This is a genomic window from Limnospira sp. PMC 1279.21 (assembly GCF_032349615.1).
Taxonomy (GTDB): Bacteria; Cyanobacteriota; Cyanobacteriia; order Cyanobacteriales; family Microcoleaceae; genus Limnospira; species Limnospira fusiformis.
The window spans coordinates 1-19,101 of sequence record NZ_JARPLU010000102.1 but is presented as its reverse complement, the minus strand read 5'-3'; the positions used below and the strand labels follow the sequence as shown (position 1 = coordinate 19,101).

General features: G+C 45.5%; 17 protein-coding genes and 1 pseudogene. 13 read left to right on the top strand and 5 right to left on the bottom strand.

Translation table 11 applies throughout. From position 1 onward, the window contains the following. The first annotated feature begins 117 nt into the window (after positions 1–117). The 3 genes from P5683_RS15545 to P5683_RS15535 all read left to right on the top strand — a co-directional run bounded on the left by P5683_RS15545 (position 118) and on the right by P5683_RS15535 (position 3,111). Positions 118–1,263, top strand: coding sequence for a Re/Si-specific NAD(P)(+) transhydrogenase subunit alpha (locus P5683_RS15545; RefSeq protein WP_006622028.1), 1,146 nt, complete (start codon positions 118–120; stop codon positions 1,261–1,263). Between the two features lie 145 nt (positions 1,264–1,408). Next, positions 1,409–1,705, top strand: coding sequence for an NAD(P) transhydrogenase subunit alpha (locus P5683_RS15540; protein ID WP_006617139.1), 297 nt, complete (start codon positions 1,409–1,411; stop codon positions 1,703–1,705). Further along, positions 1,702–3,111, top strand: a complete 1,410-nt coding sequence (locus P5683_RS15535; protein ID WP_006622029.1) for an NAD(P)(+) transhydrogenase (Re/Si-specific) subunit beta — start codon at positions 1,702–1,704, stop codon at positions 3,109–3,111. Before P5683_RS15540 ends, P5683_RS15535 begins: the two co-directional genes overlap by 4 nt. 79 nt (positions 3,112–3,190) lie before the next feature. Here the strand turns inward: P5683_RS15535 and P5683_RS15530 are convergent, their stop codons facing one another. Next, positions 3,191–3,814, bottom strand: a complete 624-nt coding sequence (locus P5683_RS15530) for a ParA family protein (protein ID WP_006622030.1) — start codon at positions 3,812–3,814, stop codon at positions 3,191–3,193. A 131-nt stretch (positions 3,815–3,945) separates the two neighbouring features. Further along, complete coding sequence (mnmA, locus tag P5683_RS15525) at positions 3,946–5,025, bottom strand: tRNA 2-thiouridine(34) synthase MnmA (protein ID WP_006670839.1); 1,080 nt, start codon at positions 5,023–5,025, stop codon at positions 3,946–3,948. 341 nt (positions 5,026–5,366) lie between these two features. Here mnmA and P5683_RS15520 point away from each other — a divergent pair, with 341 nt between their 5' ends. The 10 genes and pseudogenes from P5683_RS15520 (at position 5,367) to P5683_RS15475 (ending at position 16,811) form a co-directional block, all read left to right on the top strand. Further along, complete coding sequence (locus tag P5683_RS15520; RefSeq protein ID WP_006622032.1) at positions 5,367–5,807, top strand: hypothetical protein; 441 nt, start codon at positions 5,367–5,369, stop codon at positions 5,805–5,807. Then, positions 5,800–7,218 carry a GMC family oxidoreductase N-terminal domain-containing protein gene (locus P5683_RS15515; protein ID WP_046321667.1) on the top strand — a complete coding sequence of 473 codons (1,419 nt, stop codon included), beginning with the start codon at positions 5,800–5,802 and terminating at the stop codon, positions 7,216–7,218. The genes P5683_RS15520 and P5683_RS15515 overlap by 8 nt, the downstream gene beginning before the upstream one ends. Before the next feature lie 39 nt (positions 7,219–7,257). Further along, entirely contained in the window at positions 7,258–9,387 is a 2,130-nt protein-coding gene (locus P5683_RS15510; protein WP_273248220.1) for a hypothetical protein, read from the top strand. Beyond that, on the top strand, positions 9,380–10,438 hold the full coding sequence (locus tag P5683_RS15505; protein ID WP_315640391.1) for an NAD(P)-dependent oxidoreductase: 1,059 nt from the start codon (positions 9,380–9,382) through the stop codon (positions 10,436–10,438). Before P5683_RS15510 ends, P5683_RS15505 begins: the two co-directional genes overlap by 8 nt. After that, the gene (locus tag P5683_RS15500; protein WP_315640393.1) at positions 10,438–11,004 is read left to right on the top strand and encodes an ElyC/SanA/YdcF family protein; all 567 of its coding nucleotides are present in this window, start codon (positions 10,438–10,440) and stop codon (positions 11,002–11,004) included. The genes P5683_RS15505 and P5683_RS15500 overlap by 1 nt, the downstream gene beginning before the upstream one ends. Continuing rightward, the gene (locus tag P5683_RS15495; RefSeq protein ID WP_315640395.1) at positions 11,001–12,026 is read left to right on the top strand and encodes an NAD-dependent epimerase/dehydratase family protein; all 1,026 of its coding nucleotides are present in this window, start codon (positions 11,001–11,003) and stop codon (positions 12,024–12,026) included. Before P5683_RS15500 ends, P5683_RS15495 begins: the two co-directional genes overlap by 4 nt. Positions 12,027–12,070: 44 nt before the next feature. After that, the gene (locus tag P5683_RS15490; protein WP_315640396.1) at positions 12,071–13,129 is read left to right on the top strand and encodes a UbiA prenyltransferase family protein; all 1,059 of its coding nucleotides are present in this window, start codon (positions 12,071–12,073) and stop codon (positions 13,127–13,129) included. A 605-nt stretch (positions 13,130–13,734) separates the two neighbouring features. Further along, positions 13,735–14,622: pseudogene (locus tag P5683_RS15485) on the top strand (formylglycine-generating enzyme family protein); the annotation flags it as partial. A 39-nt stretch (positions 14,623–14,661) separates the two neighbouring features. Further along, positions 14,662–15,321 (top strand): restriction endonuclease, encoded by a 660-nt coding sequence (locus P5683_RS15480; protein ID WP_315640397.1) that lies wholly within the window; start codon positions 14,662–14,664, stop codon positions 15,319–15,321. A 2-nt stretch (positions 15,322–15,323) separates the two neighbouring features. Next, complete coding sequence (locus tag P5683_RS15475; protein ID WP_315640398.1) at positions 15,324–16,811, top strand: N-6 DNA methylase; 1,488 nt, start codon at positions 15,324–15,326, stop codon at positions 16,809–16,811. 21 nt (positions 16,812–16,832) lie between these two features. On the opposite strand, the gene P5683_RS15470 is transcribed toward P5683_RS15475, so the two are convergent. The 3 genes from P5683_RS15470 to P5683_RS15460 all read right to left on the bottom strand — a co-directional run bounded on the left by P5683_RS15470 (position 16,833) and on the right by P5683_RS15460 (position 18,895). Further along, positions 16,833–17,360, bottom strand: coding sequence for a Ycf51 family protein (locus tag P5683_RS15470; protein ID WP_006622043.1), 528 nt, complete (start codon positions 17,358–17,360; stop codon positions 16,833–16,835). A gap of 72 nt (positions 17,361–17,432) precedes the next feature. Further along, on the bottom strand, positions 17,433–18,491 hold the full coding sequence (locus P5683_RS15465; RefSeq protein ID WP_006622044.1) for an adenylate/guanylate cyclase domain-containing protein: 1,059 nt from the start codon (positions 18,489–18,491) through the stop codon (positions 17,433–17,435). Positions 18,492–18,517: 26 nt separating this feature from the next. Further along, positions 18,518–18,895 (bottom strand): response regulator, encoded by a 378-nt coding sequence (locus P5683_RS15460; RefSeq protein ID WP_006619127.1) that lies wholly within the window; start codon positions 18,893–18,895, stop codon positions 18,518–18,520. Positions 18,896–19,101: the final 206 nt, after the last annotated feature.

Below are 19,101 nucleotides of genomic sequence, written 5' to 3'. Positions count from 1 at the left end.
CTGCTATCGTCGCATTGTCCGGGAACAACCGGAAAAATGTCGCGTAAATGTATCAGCGCGAAATGATTTTGGTCAAGCCGTCGAAAAGGGACGGAGTTTGAGATATAGGAGTTTTTGATGAAAATTGCGATCGCCAAAGAACTAAATGTTAATGAACGCCGAGTGGCTCTGATACCGGACGTAGTATCTCGTCTGGTCAAACAAGGCTTAGAGATTTATGTGGAAGCCGGAGCAGGAGAAGGGTCTTGTTTCTCGGATGCTCTGTATGAGCAGGCGGGAGCCCACGTGATTACGGACTCAGCCAAGTTGTGGGGAGAAGCCAATATCCTGCTGAAAGTGAGTCCGCCACAAGAAGACGAAGTTGGCAAAATGGCTGAGGGGGCAGTATTAATCGGATTTCTCAACCCCTTGGGAGAGCCAACCCTGATCCAAAAATTAACCGATCGCCGGGTGACAGCCTTCAGTATGGAAATGGTCCCCCGCACCAGTCGCGCTCAAAGCATGGATGCCCTATCCTCCCAGGCTAATATTGCCGGATATAAGGCAGTTCTGATCGCGGCGGCGAATTTGCCTAAATACTTCCCGATGCTGACCACGGCAGCCGGAACCATCAGACCGGCTAAGGTCTTAGTTCTAGGGGCGGGGGTAGCCGGACTACAAGCGATCGCCACAGCACGGCGTTTAGGAGCGATCGTAGAAGCCTTTGACATTCGCCCAGAAGTCAAAGAACAAGTCCAAAGTTTAGGGGCTAAATTCGTAGATGTCACCTTAGAAGAAGATACGGTCGCCGAGGGAGGCTATGCCAAAGAAATCTCAGAGCAAGCCAAACAACATACCCAGGAAGTGCTAACCCAGCACGTGGCTGCCTCTGATGTGGTGATTACTACGGCTCAAGTTCCCGGCAAAAAAGCCCCCGTTTTAGTCAACGCTAACATGGTGGATCAAATGAAACCCGGTTCAGTGATTGTAGACCTAGCCGCCGAACAGGGGGGAAATTGCGAAGGTTCAGAACCAGGTAAAAACATCCAGAAAAATGGTGTCACCATCATGGGACCCATTAACCTGCCAGCCTCGATGCCTGTTCATGCCAGCGAGGTATATGCTAAAAACCTCTCAGCCTTATTACAACTGATGGTAACCAAGGAGGGAGAACTTGATCTAAACTTCGCAGATGACATCCTCGATGGAGCCTGTGTTACCCACGGCGGGGAAATTCGTTCCCAACGGGTTAAAGAGGCTTTGGGAGTTCCTGTGGGTCAATAGTACAGACCACAGGCATCTCTAGCCTCAAGGGTATCAGGTCTATACTCCCCTATTTGTGAGGGGGGAGCCGCTCCCCTCGCTGGGTCACTGAGTAAAAGTACGGTGACGAACAGCTAGACGCTTTCCAAGCTACTGGAGATATTGAATGACAACAGAAACTCTGATTTCGGCTTTATTTGTTTTTGTCCTGGCATCATTTGCTGGGTTTGAGGTGATTACGAAAGTGCCACCAACCCTACACACTCCCCTAATGTCTGGCGCTAATGCCATCTCAGGAATTGCGGTTTTAGGGGCGATTATTATTGCCGGAGAACAGGATTGGAACATCACGGTGATTCTGGGTATTGTGGCTGTGGTGTTGGCTACTATTAATGTTGTGGGTGGCTTTTTGGTTACTGACCGGATGCTGCAAATGTTCAAGAAAAAGGAGGTTAAAGCATGATCGACTTTCTACCAACAGGCATCGAGTTGAGTTATTTGGTGGCGGTAACCCTGTTTTTCTTTGGTCTGAAAAAGTTGGGGTCTCCAGCAACGGCTCGCAATGGGAATATCTTGGCATCTATTGGGATGTTAATTGCGATCGTGGCTACTCTTCTTAATCAGCAGGTTCTCAACTACGGCACAATTCTGATAGCGATCGCCATAGGTTCCGCTATTGGTGGCATCGCCGCCTATAAAGTCGAAATGACTGATATGCCTCAGATGGTCGGTTTGTTTAACGGTCTCGGTGGTGCTGCTTCTTCTATGGTGGCTGTAGGCGAGTTCTGGCGCTATTTAGCCACCGCTGATGCTCCCCCGCTACCAACTACTGTTACAGCGGTGTTAGGGGTTTTAATTGGCGGTGTCACCTTCACAGGCTCCCTCATCGCTTTTGCCAAACTGCAAGGGATTATGAGTGGCTCTCCGATTCTGTTTCCCTTGCAACAACCCTTTAACCTAGCCCTGTTAATTGGCTTTGTAAGCGCAAGTGTTTATATCTGTGTACAACCCTTCAACGTCCCTGTTTTCCTGGCTTTAGTGGGCATTTCTCTGGTGCTGGGAGTGCTTTTTGTTATCCCCATCGGTGGCGGGGATATGCCTGTGGTGATTTCCCTGTTAAACTCCTTCTCAGGGTTAGCTGCTAGTGCGGCGGGTTTTGTGGTGATGAATAACCTGCTGATCATTGCTGGGGCTTTGGTAGGTGCTTCTGGTATTATCCTTACGGTGATCATGTGTAAGGCGATGAACCGCTCGATTACCAACGTCCTATTTGCTGGGTTTGGTACGGGTGAAGGTACAGCGGCAGCGCCTAGCGCTTCTGGTGGTGCAACCAATAAGAGCGTTCGCAATATCGACCCGGAAGAAGGGGCGATGATGTTGGGGTATGCTCGGTCTGTGGTGATTGTTCCCGGTTATGGCATGGCTGTAGCTCAGGCACAGCACTCGGTTAAGGAACTGGTGGATATGCTAGAATCCTTGGGGGTGGATGTTAAATATGCGATTCACCCGGTGGCGGGACGAATGCCGGGACACATGAACGTTCTGTTAGCCGAGGCGAATGTTCCCTATCCGCAGTTGTATGATATGGATGACATCAACCCCCAATTTGAACAGACTGATGTGGCTTTGGTGATTGGGGCTAATGATGTGGTTAACCCGGCGGCGCGGGAAGATAAAAATAGCCCCATCTACGGAATGCCGATTCTGGATGTTGACAAAGCCAAGCATACTATTGTGATTAAGCGTGGTATGAGTACGGGATTTGCTGGGGTTGATAATGATTTGTTCTACAAGGACAAAACTATGATGCTATTTGGCAGCGCTAAGGATATGGTTGCTAAGTTGGCTTCTGAGGTTAAACAACTCTAGGCTGTTCCCATAATTTCCGGTTCTACTGACATCCTTCGAGTCCCATGGACGGCGGGGGATGTCTGTCTGTATTGGGGTTTTATTTTAGGCTTCTCAGGAGTTCGGCTACGACGCGCCGATAGTCTGATGCTGCTTCTCTGGCATTTTTGCTGCGAGACCTAATAATGGAAACGCCTTCTAGGGGACAGCGTTCATGGGCTTTGTAGGAGCGAATAAAATTCTGGAAAACTGGAATACCTGATTCCCGCAAGGACTTTTGAGCCTCAAAAGCATCTCCAATACTGCGGGGGTCAACTTTGGTGAGCAGGACTTTATAATCAATGTTAATGGGGGCGACGCGATCGCGTACAGTAGCCATTAAAGCTACTAAATCCATGGGTGCGGCTTGGCTGGGTAAAATTAGATAATCAGCTACCTGGACTACGGCGGCTAGGGATTCGGATTTCAAGGCTGGGGGAGTATCGACGACAATCATTTGCACCTGTTGAACTTTCCTTAACTGTTTCAGGAGACTGGGATTGGTTTCTTCTGAGACATCAAAGGGCATTTCTCCCTGTTCAACCCACCACATAGCAGAACCCTGGGGGTCTGTATCTACTAGGAGGGTTGAGAAGTTGCTGGAAAGTATAGCCGCGAGATTGACAGCGGTTGTGGTTTTACCAACTCCACCTTTCCCATTGGCGATCGCTAAAATTGTCGGCATTCTATCTGAATCGGATAACTTGCTTAGAAAACATACCACGAAAGGTGGTTTGGTAGCGCTTCGGCGATCGCCTCCCCGTACCAGAAAGCCCCAAGATAGAGCAGAACAAGCCTCTACTTTGGGGTTATGGGTTAACTGGTCGGACGTTCAATCACGCCGCCACCTAGGAGTAAATCTTCGGAGTACCATACAGCCGCCTGACCGGGGGTAATGCCGAAAATAGGCTCATCAAAAATCAGTCGGACTCTGCTACCAATTTGGGGGTCTGCTTCGGAAGATAAAGGAACCACGGTTACGGGTAATGGCTTACTGCGATAACGAATTTGTACCTCGGCGCGGATAGGTTCAGAAGGCGGCGCAATGGATACCCAATTAACGCGCCTAATAGTGCATTCGGTTTGAGTCATGCGATCGCGATCGCCAACTACTACCCGATTGCGTCCGGGGTCAATACTCAGGACATATAATGGCTCTGCTGCCGAAATTCCCAAGCCTCGGCGTTGACCGATAGTATAGTGGTGGATGCCATCATGTTCCCCCAAAACCCGGCCTTCCGTATCGACAATTTCGCCTTTTTTCCCAGTAATATATTTATCTAAAAAGGCGCGCATAGAACCATTCGCCTCCACCAAACAGAGGTCTTGGCTTTCGGGTTTATCAGCAGTTTTCAGGTTATACTGAGCGGCGATGCGTCTAGTTTCGGATTTCGGGACTTCTCCCAAGGGAAAAACCACACCCGCGAGTAGATCCTGAGTTAAATCATACAGAAAATAAGACTGATCCTTAGTGCGATCGACGGCTCGTTTTAACTGATGGCGATCGCATTGTGAATTATAGGAAACCCTAGCATAGTGACCCGTAGCGATGTGGTTAATATTTAACTCCGTAGAAGCATAACCCAGCATCGGGCCAAACTTAACCGCACGATTACACTGGGAACAGGGTAAAGGAGTAATCCCCGCCCCATATCCTTCCACCAAATAATCAATAATATGGGTTTGGAACAGATCTCGGCTATCGACAATATAATGGGGGATGCCAAGCTGTTCGCAGATATGGGCTGCATCTACCATACCCTCGGAACAGCATTGACCCTTACCCCGCATTAACCATAGGGTTAACCCCACCACCTCATATCCTTGGTGATGCAGAATCGCCGCTGCTGCGGAACTATCAACCCCTCCTGAAAGACCAACAACAATTTTTTGCATTTAAATTATCGCCTCTACCAATTCCACCCGTCGCGACACGACTATACAATAAATTATATGTTATCAGATCGATGGGTAGTAGGTTTGCGCTCAGGGAAACTCCCCCAATTTCCCCCCCCGATACTATGAGCCACGACTAAAACGGGGTTTCTGTGCTAAATATCGGTAAGGAAACAGTTGTTGAGTTACAGCTTGTTCACCAGTCGCTTAATACATTGCCCTGACCTTGTTCACCAGTCGCTTAATACATTGCCCTGACCTTGTTCACCAGTCGCTTAATACATTGCCCTCACCCTAAATCTGGATCCCAGAGTGGGAGAGGGACTTTGAGAGGTGATCAGATGATTTCTGAACAGGCTGTAATTGGCGATCGCCACTTAACTTTGAAAAATCAGTCAATCCCATTGATAGCCATGACCCAAGTATTTAATAGTACCGCCTCCGCCCTCTGTTACTCAATTATTTGCGATCGCACCCCCACCGAGGAAACCCGCGAATTTTATCATAATGATGTCGTGCGATTTGTCCTGGAACAACATAGGCGAATGCCCGATTATCTGCAATTTCCCATCTGGCTATTAACCGTTATTTTCGACTGCTGGGGATGGCTAAACGCCTCACCCTTTCATCGTCAACCCCACCAGCTTCGTCGCCAACAAATCGAAGCCTGGAAAAATTCCCCTTTTAGCCCCTGTCGGGATTTGATGCGCTTTTATGAGAGTTTAGTGGTACTGTGTTGGCAATCTTTGGTTAATTCCAATCAATGCGATCGCCATGTTTGAACCCCAATCCTGTGAAATTGCCGTCATTGGTTCCGGTCCTGGGGGTGCAATTACCGCCTGTTTATTAGCCGAAGCCGGACGGGATGTGCTACTTATCGAAGAAGGCGCTTTTCTTCCCCTAGAGTCCTGTGCGCCCTTTTCCCCGGAGGAAATGGTGCAGAAATATCGCAATGGGGGGTTAACAGCAGCCCTAGGAACCCCCAAAGTTCAATATGTCGAAGGTCGCTGTGTGGGGGGAGGTAGCGAAATCAACAGCGGGCTGTACCATCGAACCCCGGCGCAGATATTGGAGAGGTGGCGGACTGAGTTTGAGGTGGAAGGCTTAGAAGATGCTGACCTGTTACCCCATTTTCTAGCCTGCGAAGAGGCTGTTACTGTCTGTTCCCTACCAGGAAAACCCCCCGCCGCCTCTCTGAAACTCCACGAAGGCGCTATCAAGTTGGGCTGGGAGTCCCTAGAAGTGCCGCGCTGGTTTCGCTATGAAACCCAGGATGACCCGAATTTACCACCCAAGGGAACCCGCCAGTCAATGACTAAAACCTTTATACCTCGCGCTTTACGGGCGGGGTGTAGGTTGCGCTCAGAGACGCGAATTAACCGAATTGGTCGCCGAGGTCAAAAGTGGACTATGTGGGCTAATACGGGCGAAATTGAGGCGGAAACGGTGTTTATCTGTGGCGGGGCTATCCAAACCCCGGCTTTGTTGCGGCGCAGTGGGATTACTGACAATATTGGGAATTCTCTACAACTGCATCCGACGGTTAAGGCGATCGCTCAATTTTCCGAACCTGTTAACGCCCTTGATATGGGGGTTCCCGTCCATCAGGTTAAGGAGTTCGCCCCCCGGTTCAGTTTTGGCTGTTCGATTAGTTCCCCCCCTTACCTGTCGGTGGGAATGGTGGATCATCCTGAGTATATGGGGGAGGTACACCGCCACTGGGAAAATATGGCGATTTATTATGCCATGATTACCGCCTCCGGTCGGGGTTCCGTGCGTACCCTCCCCGGTTTTCGCGATCCTTTGGTGCGCTATCGCCTCACCGGTGAGGATTTGCGAAATTTGGGTGAAGGTTTGCGGAAATTGTCTCAACTGCTATTTGAGGCGGGGGCGATCGCAGTTTATCCCAGTTTGTCCGGTTTTGGGCGGTTGAAGAGAGACGATGGCGATCGCATCCCCGAAATTCTCCCGGCGGCGAGTACCAATTTGATGACGGTTCATCTGTTTTCCTCCTGTCCTATGGGAGAAAATCGTCGCCTGTGTGCGGTCGATTCTTTTGGCAAAATTCATGGCTTTGAGAATCTTTATATTGCTGATGGGAGTCTGTTATGTACCGCCCCCGGCGTGAATCCTCAAGGGTCGATTATGGCGATCGCACGACGGAATGCGTTACAGTTTTTAGACAAACTTTAGCTGTTGAATAATTACCAACTGCCAAAACTGTTCTAATTTATGCCATCAATAATGTTGTTAATTCCCCGGAAAATAACAATTAGACCCACCACGGCTTTCTACCTGATTCCGGTTGTCATTTTAATAGCATTTGTGATCATCTACGGCGTGAGAGTTCCCCACTGGGATGAATGGGCGATCGCCACCATCTTTGAGAAAATAGCCCAGGGAAAAGCTGGGTTAAGCGATTTTGCCGAAATGTACAATGATCATCGCTACTTTTTCCTGAGATTAATTATCGTCCCCTTGGCATTTATTTCCGGTTGGGAGAAGATTTATGAAATCTTAATCGGGGTGTTATTTGCCATCCTTAACGGGATGTTAATTGTCAAAATTTCTCGCCAATGTTATCCAGATATTTCGCACTCCCGCCAATTCCACATTATTAATGGTCTATCCTGTCTGATTCTGTTTTCCCTAGGACAGTATCAAAATTGGCTGTGGGGATTACAATTGGGGATATTTCTAGTTAATCTGTGTGTGACAACTTCTCTCTGGGTTCTCAATTCACCGCCAGCCAAAAATAGCCTAATTTTGGCGACTCTACCCATCCTCATTGCCAGCTTCACATTAGCCCAAGGCATTATAGCATGGTTGGCGATTTTACCCACAGTTTTTTTAAGCCATACTCCCATCAAATCAGGATTAAAAAACAGCCTGATATGGCTAGGATTATTTGCCATTACTACCGCCGTTTATTTGCTGGGATATGACAGCAACAATCCCAGCAACTTTAACCTGTTGTATCTGCTCAATCATCCAGTGTTCTGGGTGCGGTTTTTTGTCACCCTATTAGGAGCGCCTCTAGGTTTCTATTCTGTGCCATTAGCCAATATTTTGGGGGTTTTGGTATTATTCAGCTTTGGGGGTGCGATCGCCTGGGGATATCAAAAAAACGGGTTCCAATTTTTAAAAACTGTCGCCCCCTGGATTAGTTTAGCATTGTTCGCCTTACTATTTGCAGCCATTACCACTTTTGGCAGGGTTGAAGCCGCATTATTTACCGATTTAGGGTTAGATTTTGCTTTGAGTTCCAGATATATCAGCAATTCCCTCTTTTTGTGGGTAGCGGTGTTACAAATTGGGTTATATTTCGCCAATGGAGAGGTTCCCCTTCTTCCCGGTAAACGGGGATTAACTGGTGTAGCGATCGTGATAATTTTTCTAACCGCAATTAATTCAGTATATGCCATTAACGAAGGTCAAGAATATCGGCAAATTTCTCAGCAGATAACCAGATGTCTGAAGGTGATCCAAGTTTGGGACGATCGCTCTCCTCACTGCTGGCACTGGTTTGAAATTATCCCCTCTCGCGATCGCTTTAAACAAACAGCGATCGTCTTAAATGATTTGGGATTTATTGACAGTCCTCAACTACAATTTATCAAGAGTTCCGAAAATTATGGTGCGATCGTCTGGGACAATTCCCCAGGTGTGTTTTCCCAAAACCATGAAAATGGCTGGATTATATTGCACGGAAAATTACAACTTAATCCCCAGCTAGTTAATGACAATAATCAGCTGATGATACTTTCCAGGTCTTCAGAAGCCACAGCAATTTCTTACCCAGAGATTGACCAACATTTTTTTGGGGCTGCCATAGAAACAGCAGTTTTTAATCTGTATGAAAATACATCAATTCAAGCATGGATCAAGATAGGGGAATCCTCAGAATTACTACCTTTGGCGGGAGAAACTCAGATTAAAGTAGTTCTTGATGGCATCCCTAACCCCGGCTTTAACCGCCAACCTGAAAGCATTTACGGCTATATTAACCTCCCCCTCGCCACCTTAACTTTAAACCCAGGCGATCGCTTTATAGTAGACGGTTGGGCGGCGTTTGGCGATCGCGACCAACAACCCGATCGCGTCTTTTTTTCATATAGCGACCAGGACTTTTTCTTCGCCGACACTGCGATCGATTTGGAAACCCCCCAGGTGGCCGAATATTTCCATAGCGATCGCTACTCAAAATCTGGTTGGATCGCTGAACTTTCCGCGCCGGATATTCCCCCCGGAGAAACCACTATTCACGCTTGGGTTTATGATCCTGATAGGGGGGAGTTTGTCACCCTACAACGAGAAATTCCGTTAATTATTCTAGGAGGACCAGAGAGAGACCATGAGTGATCTAGTTTTAGTTACAGGTGCATTAGGCTGGTTGGGATTCAGTTTGGTCAAAGCCCTAGTTAAAGGACTCCCAGATATTGAGGCTTTTTCCCAACCCAGAAATAATCAGATTATTCGCTGTCTAATTTTACCCGGTCAAGACCCCGAAATTTTGAAAAACCTCTCCGATAAAATTGAAGTGATTGTCGGAGATTTGCGAAATCCCCAAGACTGCGATCGCTTTTGTGAAAATGCGAATCATGCCATTCTATTTCATACCGCCGGAATCATTCACCCTCCGCGCGTTTCCGAATTTTATCATATAAATGTCAACGGAACCCAAAACCTGTTAAATTCCGCCGTCACCAATCGCGTCAAAAGGGCTGTGATTGTCTCTTCTAATTCTCCCTGTGGTTGCAATCCCCACCCCGATCATTTATTTGATGAAAAATCCCCCTACCATCCCTATATGAATTATGGCAAATCCAAAATGCTGATGGAGTTAGCCGTTATTTCCATGCAGCAATCAGGAAAAATAGAAACCGTTATCGTCCGTCCGCCCTGGTTTTACGGGCCAAACCAACCCCCCCGACAAACCCTATTTTTCCAAATGATTCGGGATGGAAAAGGTCCCATTGTAGGAGATGGAAATAATTTGCGATCGATGGCTTATATAGACAATCTCTGTCAAGGACTTTTGCTATCAGCCGAATCCGAAAAAGCCAACGGTGAAACCTACTGGATAGCCGATAATCGCCCCTATTCCATGAATGAAATTATCGATACAGTCGAGAAACTGCTAGAATCAGAATTTAACCAAACTTGCGCCCACAAACGTTTAAAATTACCCGGAATTACCGGAGATATTGCCACCTTAGTTGATGGCACTTTGCAGAGTTTAGGATTATATCAGCAGAAAATTCATGTATTATCAGAAATGAATAAAACCATCGCCTGTTCCGTCGCCAAAGCCCAACGAGAATTAGGCTATTATCCTACAGTTTCCCTAGAAGAAGGAATGCGTCGTAGTCTGAAATGGGTGTTCGAGAATTACCGAGGAATTGATAACTAATGGCTGATTATATCATCGTAACCGAGGGATTAACCGCTACAGAAGCCACTGCAGCCGTCGATAACTTATCCCCTTATTTTAAAGCCGTAATCTGTCAGTTAGCCGCCGATGCTGAACCCAATTCTCGCGTGTTTGTTGCGCCTGGTAATCCCTTCGGACATTCCCAATCTGAGGAAGATTATGCAGGGGAATTTCTCCAGCAATTGCGCCCAGATTTACAGGTTTTAGTTCCCCAAAATGTCCGAGATAAAACCTATTTAGATACCTTTGATAATGCACGGGTATTGCGTTATTGGTTAAAGCAGGCAAAATATTGGCCCCTAGAGTCCGTTATTTTATACTGCAATAAACCCCACAGTTTCCGAAGTCGGATCATGTTTAAATCCTGTGATTTTCCGGTGCAAAAAGTAGTAGGTTGTCGTCCAGAGAAGGTTGATAATTCTATGGCGATCGCCCCTCGATTATGGTTTTATAATTACCCGCCGATCCAATTCCTTTACGAATTAGCCACATTAGTTTACGATGCTGGGAGAGTCATTATTTGGAAGGTTAGCGGTAGTCCATGAAACATCTGGTAACAGGGGGTTCCGGCTTTTTAGGAAATCTGATCGCCCGTCGGTTGTCGCAACGGGGAGAAGAAGTCAAAATACTAGATATTTGGGAAGATCCAACTCGCCCCCAGGATCTTGAATATATTAACTGCGATATTCGCGATCGCCAAGGTGTCGCCGCCGCCATGAAAGGGGTTGATATCGTTCATCATAATGTCGCTTTAGTTCCCCTTACCAAGTCGGGAAATAAGTTTTGGGAAGTGAATGTCGAAGGGAGTCGGATCGCAGCTGAGGAAGCTGCTAAAGCCGGGGTTAGCAGTTTTATTCACATGAGTTCTAGTGCCTTATTTGGCGACCCAAAATGTCCCATTACTAACGATACTCAACCCCAACCTGTGGAGATTTACGGACGCGCAAAATTGGCGGGAGAATTAGCAGTCCGTGAGGTTTGCGATCGCCAAGGTTTACCCTTAATAGTAATTCGCCCGCGGACGATTTTGGGGGAGGGAAGGTTAGGCATTTTTCAGATTCTATTTGAGTGGATTCAAGAAGGGCGAAATGTCTACGTTATCGGGGATGGAAATATCAAATTCCAGTTTATTCATGCTCTGGATTTAATGGACGCTTACCTATTAGCCTTGGATTTAGGAAAACCAGGAATTTATAATGTCGGAAGCGATCGCTTTGGGAATCTTAGGGAAGGTTTGGAAAATTTAATTAGCTATGCGGGGACTGATTCTCTGGTAAAAAGTCTCCCCACCACTTTGACAATTGGCACCTTGAGACTATTGGATATTGTCGGTTTAAGCCCCCTCGCACCTTGGCATTATCTCACCTATCATAAAGAGTTTTATTTCGATGTTGAACCCCTGTTAAATTTGGGATGGCAACCCAAATACTCCAATGATGATATGTTCCAGGAAAGTTACGATTGGTTTCAGAAAAACTATGATAAAATTCAGGCAGAAAAGGCAGGTTCCGCACACCGTAAACCCGTCAAAGAAAAAATCCTTTGGCTGCTCAAACAGTTGTCTTAACTGTTATAATGATGATACACAACTGCTTTCGATAAAGGGGTGTGATGAAACCTAAATTTGGTATAAAAATTAAACCGGAATCTACCCGGGTATCTAATCCCAATTCGGCAGAAGTTACCCCAGAAAAATCGGGAGAAATTGGGGATATAATCAAGTTGCTGCGTCCCCACCAGTGGACGAAAAATCTGTTCTGTTTGGCGGGGGTAATTTTTGGGGGTAGGTTAGGAGAAATTAATGCGATCGCCAACGGCATTTTAATGGTCGTCCTGTTTTCCATGATGGCATCAGCCGTCTATATTTTCAACGACATTCAAGACATCGATCGCGATCGCCAACATCCCAAAAAGCGATTTCGTCCCCTCGCCAGCGGACGGGTACAATTAACAACCGCCAAAGCGATCGGCATTTTTTTAATCACCGTTTCTCTCATCGGTTCTTACCATCTAGGAATCCCCACATTTTCCTGTCTGTTGTTGTACGGAATTAACAATGTCGCTTATTCCCTAAAACTCAAAAATATTCCCCTTTTTGATGTCAATTGTATCGCCTTCGGTTTCGTCCTCCGTCTCCTCGCCGGAATTTACGCCGTGGGAGACACACCCACCGCCTGGATTACCCTTTGTACCTTCTTTTTAACCTTATTTCAAGGTTTCGCCAAAAGGCGATCGGAACTCCTCTCTCTCCTCCACAAACACAACCCCATCGAATCCCTAGAAGAATTATCCCCAGACTCTCTTAATTCCACCGAAAAACCGTCATATCTGCAACTCTTTTATCAACGGGGTCAAAATAATCAACAGCGCCCCGTTTTATGCCATTATACCCTACCCTATCTCGACTCTTTGCTAAACAGTACAGCCACCATGACCATCATGTGTTATTCCCTATTTACCATCAGTTCCGGGAAAAATACTTCCTTAGTTATCACCGTTCCCATTGTCTATTATGCGGTAATGCACTACAAACGCATCGTCACAGTTTTAGCAGCCGGAGAAGAACCCGATCGCATTTTAATCGAAGATAACAGCATCAAAATCAGCCTATTTCTGTGGCTAGTTTCCTATTTAGCGATCGTCTATTTCGACCTGCATATTTTTCTTTAAAATCAGCCCTACTAGAAACCCGGTTTCTGTGAGAAACCGGGTTTCTTTAGCTTACCCAGTGAGAAACCGGGTTTCTTTAGCTTACCGAGGGTTATCAATCTGTTGTATAATTAGTTAGCTGCCAATCAGGGTTGGTAATTATGGCTAAATGTCCAATCTGTGAAACCCAATACACAGAAAACCAGGTCGAAACCTGTACCGTCTGCGGTTATGACCTGACACCATATCCCTTTGTGCTGGGAGAGATTCCCTCCGGTTTTATCGAAAAGGAGAAAAAACGCATTGCTGCTGCCAAGCGAGTTTGGCAACTCTCCCAATCTCGGCTACGGTCTGCCAAGTTGATTATATCTAAGTTTCAATCCCAGTTGGATGGAATTACCCAGCAAATTAACCATTTAACTGAGTTAACTGAGTCGCAACATCAACATCACGCTGATTTTCAATCCCAGTTGGATAGCATTCTCGAAAAAATCGACTGTTTGAACACAGAACCCCATCAGCAGCAATTGCTAAATTTACCCCAGTTGGATGAAATCCCTGGCACAACTTCCGGGTTAATTGAGGCGACTGAGGCTGTGGAAATGAACCTCCAGCAGGGTGAGGGAAAATATATTTTTGAGATTGTTACAGTCAATGAAAGGGGAGAAGAAACTAGCCGCAGTCAGGGTCAAGCCGAATGTATGGTCGAAGATCTGGGAAATGGTGTAACTTTGGAAATGGTAATAATTCCGGGAGGAACTTTTATCATGGGTTCACCTCCATCTGAACAGCGATGGGATGGTTATGATGGCAGGGAAGAACCCCAACACCGAGTCACAATTCAACCATTCCTAATGGGGAAATATCCCGTTACCCAAGCACAATGGCGACAAGTGGCTAGTTTCCCAAAACTCCAACGAGACCTTAACCTAGACCCATCACATTTTAAAGGATTAAATCTTCCCGTTGACTGTGTTTCATGGTACGATGCGATCGAGTGGTGCGTCCGACTCTCAAAAAGAATTGGCAAACACTACCGATTACCCAGTGAAGCCGAGTGGGAATATGCAGCCCGCGCCGGAACCACCACCCCATTTCACATCGGTGAGACTCTGACCACTGACCTCGCCAACTACGATGGCAACTGGACTTATGGTTCAGGATTCAAGGGAGTCTACCCCAAAAAAACCACCCCCGTCGGTCAGTTCCAACACGCCAACGCCTTTGGCTTGTACGATATCCACGGGAATGTTTGCGAGTGGTGTGCTGACCCCTGGCATAGTAACTATATTGGCGGTTCCCCCTCGGATGGTCGAGTGTGGAATGGTCTGCATATTTATGTTGAAAATTTGGTCAATCTTCTGGAATGCAGAGACAAAAGGGTGGTGCGCGGCGGTTCGTGGTACAGCTTTCCAGGTTACTGTCGTTGTGCCTACCGCGACTGTGTTGACCCGGCAGACAGCAGTTACGGTTTCCGGGTGTGTTGTTCCCTCCCGGAGACTCTTCGCCCTTAACTATATTACCCTTTTTTATTGTGATCAGTCTTATCTGCTATGCAAGCCTTAACCATAAAAACTCTGTGTTCTGAAGCTGAAAAATTTTCAATCTTAGAATCCCAACATCTAGAACCTTCACTTTATGGAATTACAGACGGTAAAAAGGTAGGTACTTACTTAGAGCAAAAATTTAGAAACTACCTGAAAAAAAATTATGACTTTAGGGAAGGAAATTCAGCCATTGGTATTGATTTACCGGAACTGCAAGTTGATATGAAAGTGACGAGTATTAAACAGCCTCAATCATCCTGTCCTTTCAAGTCAGCTAGACAAAAAATTTTTGGTTTAGGATATTCTCTATTAGTGTTTGTTTACGAAAAGCTAGATCATCATGATAATCAAACGGCTAATTTAAAGATTCTGAATGTCATCTATGTGCAAGCAGAGAAAACCGCCGATTTTCAAATGACTCGCGGAATTCGTGAAATTTTGCAAAATGAAGGAAATGTTGATGATTTAATTGCGTTTATGTGGGATCGAAATCTCCCCGTTGATGAAATTGAAGCTACCAATATTGCCGAAGAAATCATGGCTAATCCTCCAGAACTTGGGTTTTTGACAATTTCCAATGCTTTACAATGGAGATTACAGTATAGAAGAGTAATTGAACGTGCGGGTCAGGAAGATGGTATAATTACTGTTTATCGTTTTGAGTAGCTATGTCCGTTATTAACCAAAAATTAAAAGTAGAATATGGAGATTTTCAAACCCCTATAGAGTTGGCGAAACGAATTTGCCAAAAATTGTCAAGTTTAGGGGTGAATCCAGATTTGATTGTTGAACCGACCTGTGGTGTCGGTAATTTCATTGTAGCATCGATTAAACAGTTTAATTTGGCTGCTAAAATTGTGGGAATTGAGATTAACTCTGATTATATTAAAGCAGCTAAAAATAGTCCAATTATTAAACATGATGAGCGAGTTATTATTCACCATGGAGATTTGTTAAATTTCCCGTTGTCAAACTTGGAACAGTCGGGGGAAATCTTGGTTATAGGTAATTTTCCTTGGATTACCAATTCACAACAAGGGTTAATATCCGGTAAAAATTTGCCGCAAAAAAGTAACTTTCTCGGATATAAAGGCTTAGATGCTTTAACTGGAAAAAGCAATTTTGACCTGTCGGAATGGATGCTTATTCAAATTATTGAATGGTTGCAGAATTATGAACATAGCTATCTGGGGATGGTTTGTAAAACCTCTGTGGCTAGAAAAATTTTACACTATTTGCGCGATCGCCAAAAAAATGTCTGCCAATTTTCTACCTATGGAATTGATGCTAAAAAGTATTTTAAGGCGGCAGTTGAATCCTGTCTTTTATTCTGTGAATTTCGAGGTAAATTTAAACGCTATTTTTGTGATGTATTCCCCAGTATGGAAAGTGCGGATTTCCAGAGAATTGGTTTCTCTCATAATCGGCTGATTGCGGATATGGTCACTTTTCAAAAACTGAGTTTTCTTTATTCCGAAACTCAGCCCTTGATTAAATGGCGATCGGGAATCAAACACGATTGTGCCAAAATTATGGAACTTCGTCAAGTTAATGATGATCTAGTGAATGGTTTGGGAGAAAAAGTTAACTTGGAGGATGATTATATTTTTCCACTTTTGAAAGGCTCAGATATTGCTAATGGGAAGATTAGCCAAACTGATAAATATGTCCTGGTTACTCAAAAATCTCTGGGGGAAGACACGACTTTAATTCAAAACCACGCGCCCCAAACTTGGAATTATCTTGAACAGAATGCGGCGAATTTAGATGGTCGCCAAAGCAAAATTTATCAAAATCATCCCCGTTTTTCTATTTTTGGGGTGGGAGACTATACCTTTAAACCGTGGAAAATAGCGATTTGTGGTCTTTACAAAAAACTAGAGTTTCGATTGATAAGTCCCCTCAAGGGAAAACCTGTTTTATTTGATGATACGGTTTATTTTTTGGGCTTCGACACTGAACCGGAGGCGATCGCCATATTTGAAATAATCACTTCTGCTGAGGCGATCGCTTTTTATAATTCACTAATTTTCTGGGATGAAAAAAGACCCATCAAAACCAGCATTCTCAATTGTTTAAATTTACATCCGAGGCTAATACCCCCAAGAAACCCGGTTGTGAGCAACGGGGTTTCTTTTCCCCCACCATGTAGATAGATGGGGAATTGGGGGCGATAATTAGTTAGTAGCTTCGCGCACTGTTTGAAGGTGATTGAGACTTTCTTGATTAATAGCGATCGCCACATCTCCCTGATTAGCAAAACCAGATACCCGTTGCACCTGTCCCAAAAAAATCGGTTCCGAAACCCCTGGTTGAGGGTGAACAATAGTTCTGGCGCGGATAACTAAAGGCATTTGTCCTGCGCCGCCGCGACCGGGTGAATATAGGTCACTAGCAGCCTGTTGGAGAGTCGCCTCTAGTTGTGACTCAGTAATATCTGGAGCCACAACAATCACAATTTGGCGAGCGCCATCATCAAACACCCTGCTATAGCGGACTGCTCCAGGAATTTCAACCCGTTGAAATAATCCCAACCCCAAAGCGAACACGCCGCCAGCGAGGACTCCGGTAAAAGCAGTTATCCCCACCAGGCGAAAACGAATGCCCCAGTTTAGTACAAAAGCCAAAACAGTTAATGCAGCTAAAGCCAGGGTAGCGATACCCAGCCACTTAGAAAAATCGAGTAATTCAGGGGTAGTCAACATGGTAAGTCTTGTCCGAGACCAAAAGATTAATAAATCGTCACCTATCAACTGTCAATCATCAACCGTCACCTGTCAAGGCTTTTTCATAATCAGAAAATAAGTATTCATTTCCCCCTTTCCTTTCACGTCAATGATACCTCTGGGTTGAAATTCATAACCATGGCGCAGACGTTGATAGGTAGTTTCAGTGACTTGAATTTTCCCCGCCAACCCATGAGACTCCATGCGGTTAGCAGTGTTGACAGTATCCCCCCACAAATCATAAGCAAATTTGCGAGTTCCAATCACCCCGGCTTCTACCGGACCCGTATTGATACCCATTCTCATAGTCAAAGTTTCTCCGGGTTTTAGGCTAAAATTTGTCACAATCTTTTGCATTTCCAAAGCCATATCAGCGATCGCCTCCGCATGGTCTGGTCTCGGGGTAGGGAGTCCCCCCACCACCATATAAGCATCACCGATAGTTTTAATCTTTTCCAGTCCGTAATTTTCTGCCAACTGGTCAAAAGCGGAAAAAATTTGATTAAGAATTTCCACCAATTCAGCCGGGGATAGATTATCGGATAGTTTAGTAAAATTGACAATATCAGCAAATAATACAGTCACATCAGCGAAGCTATCAGCAATGGTACTTTCTCCCTGTTTTAACCGTTGTGCGATCGGTGCGGGGAGGATATTCAGCAATAACCGTTCCGACTTTTGTTGTTCCGCCGCCAACTTTTGCAGATAGGCTTGTTCTTGGTCTCGCAGGCGTTTTTTTTCCAAACAGGCATTAATTCTAGCCCGCAATAGAACATGATTAAAAGGTTTAGATAGATAATCCTCTGCACCGAGTTCAATACACCGGACAATGCTATCAATATCATTAACCGCCGAAATCATAATTACGGGAATGTGGCGCAACTGGAGATCTGCCTTGAGGGACTCCAGCACCTGATAGCCGTTCATTTGTGGCATCATAATATCCAACAATACCAGATCCAGCGCTGTCGATCGCATAATTTTCAAGGCTTCAAAGCCATTAGAAGCCACCAGTACATCGTAACCCTGTTTTTGTAAACGTCGAGCCAACAGGTCACGATTGATTTCATTATCATCAACAATCAACACAAGATCCGGGTGAGCATTCATCTAAACTTAGAACTTACAGATGGATATCACGAAGTCGCCTTATTTTTGAGGTGAGTCTCAATTTTCTCAAGTAGGCGGGGGAACTCCACTGGTTTAGTGTCATAATCATCACAGCCAGCAGCGAGACATTTTTCGCGATCGCCAGCCATAGCATGGGCTGTGAGGGCAATCACTGGAATTTCCTTAGTTTTAGTATCAGCCTTAATTTCACGGGTCGCTTGCCACCCATCTTTAATGGGGAGACTCATATCCATTAAAATCAAATCGGGGGCTTGTGTTTGGGCTAAATTCACCCCTTCCGCCCCATCTTCAGCAATTAAGACATCATAACCCTTTCGACTCAAGCGCCTTTTGAGCATATCGCGATTCATTTCATTATCTTCTACCAATAGAATCTTAGCCATGATCTAATTTTAAGGTTGAGGGTTTGACCAGTTATCTTTTCTGAAAAAGCCAGGAAACTACCCAGTTAATTCTCACTCAAACAGCCTTGGGTATAAGCATCAACTCCTGAATACTCTTCGGGGACTTGGGTTGTAGCGATCGCCTCTGAGGTTTTCACGTAAAACTCCTGGGAGGGTTGGAAGCTCCGTGATTTATCGCGGAGAGG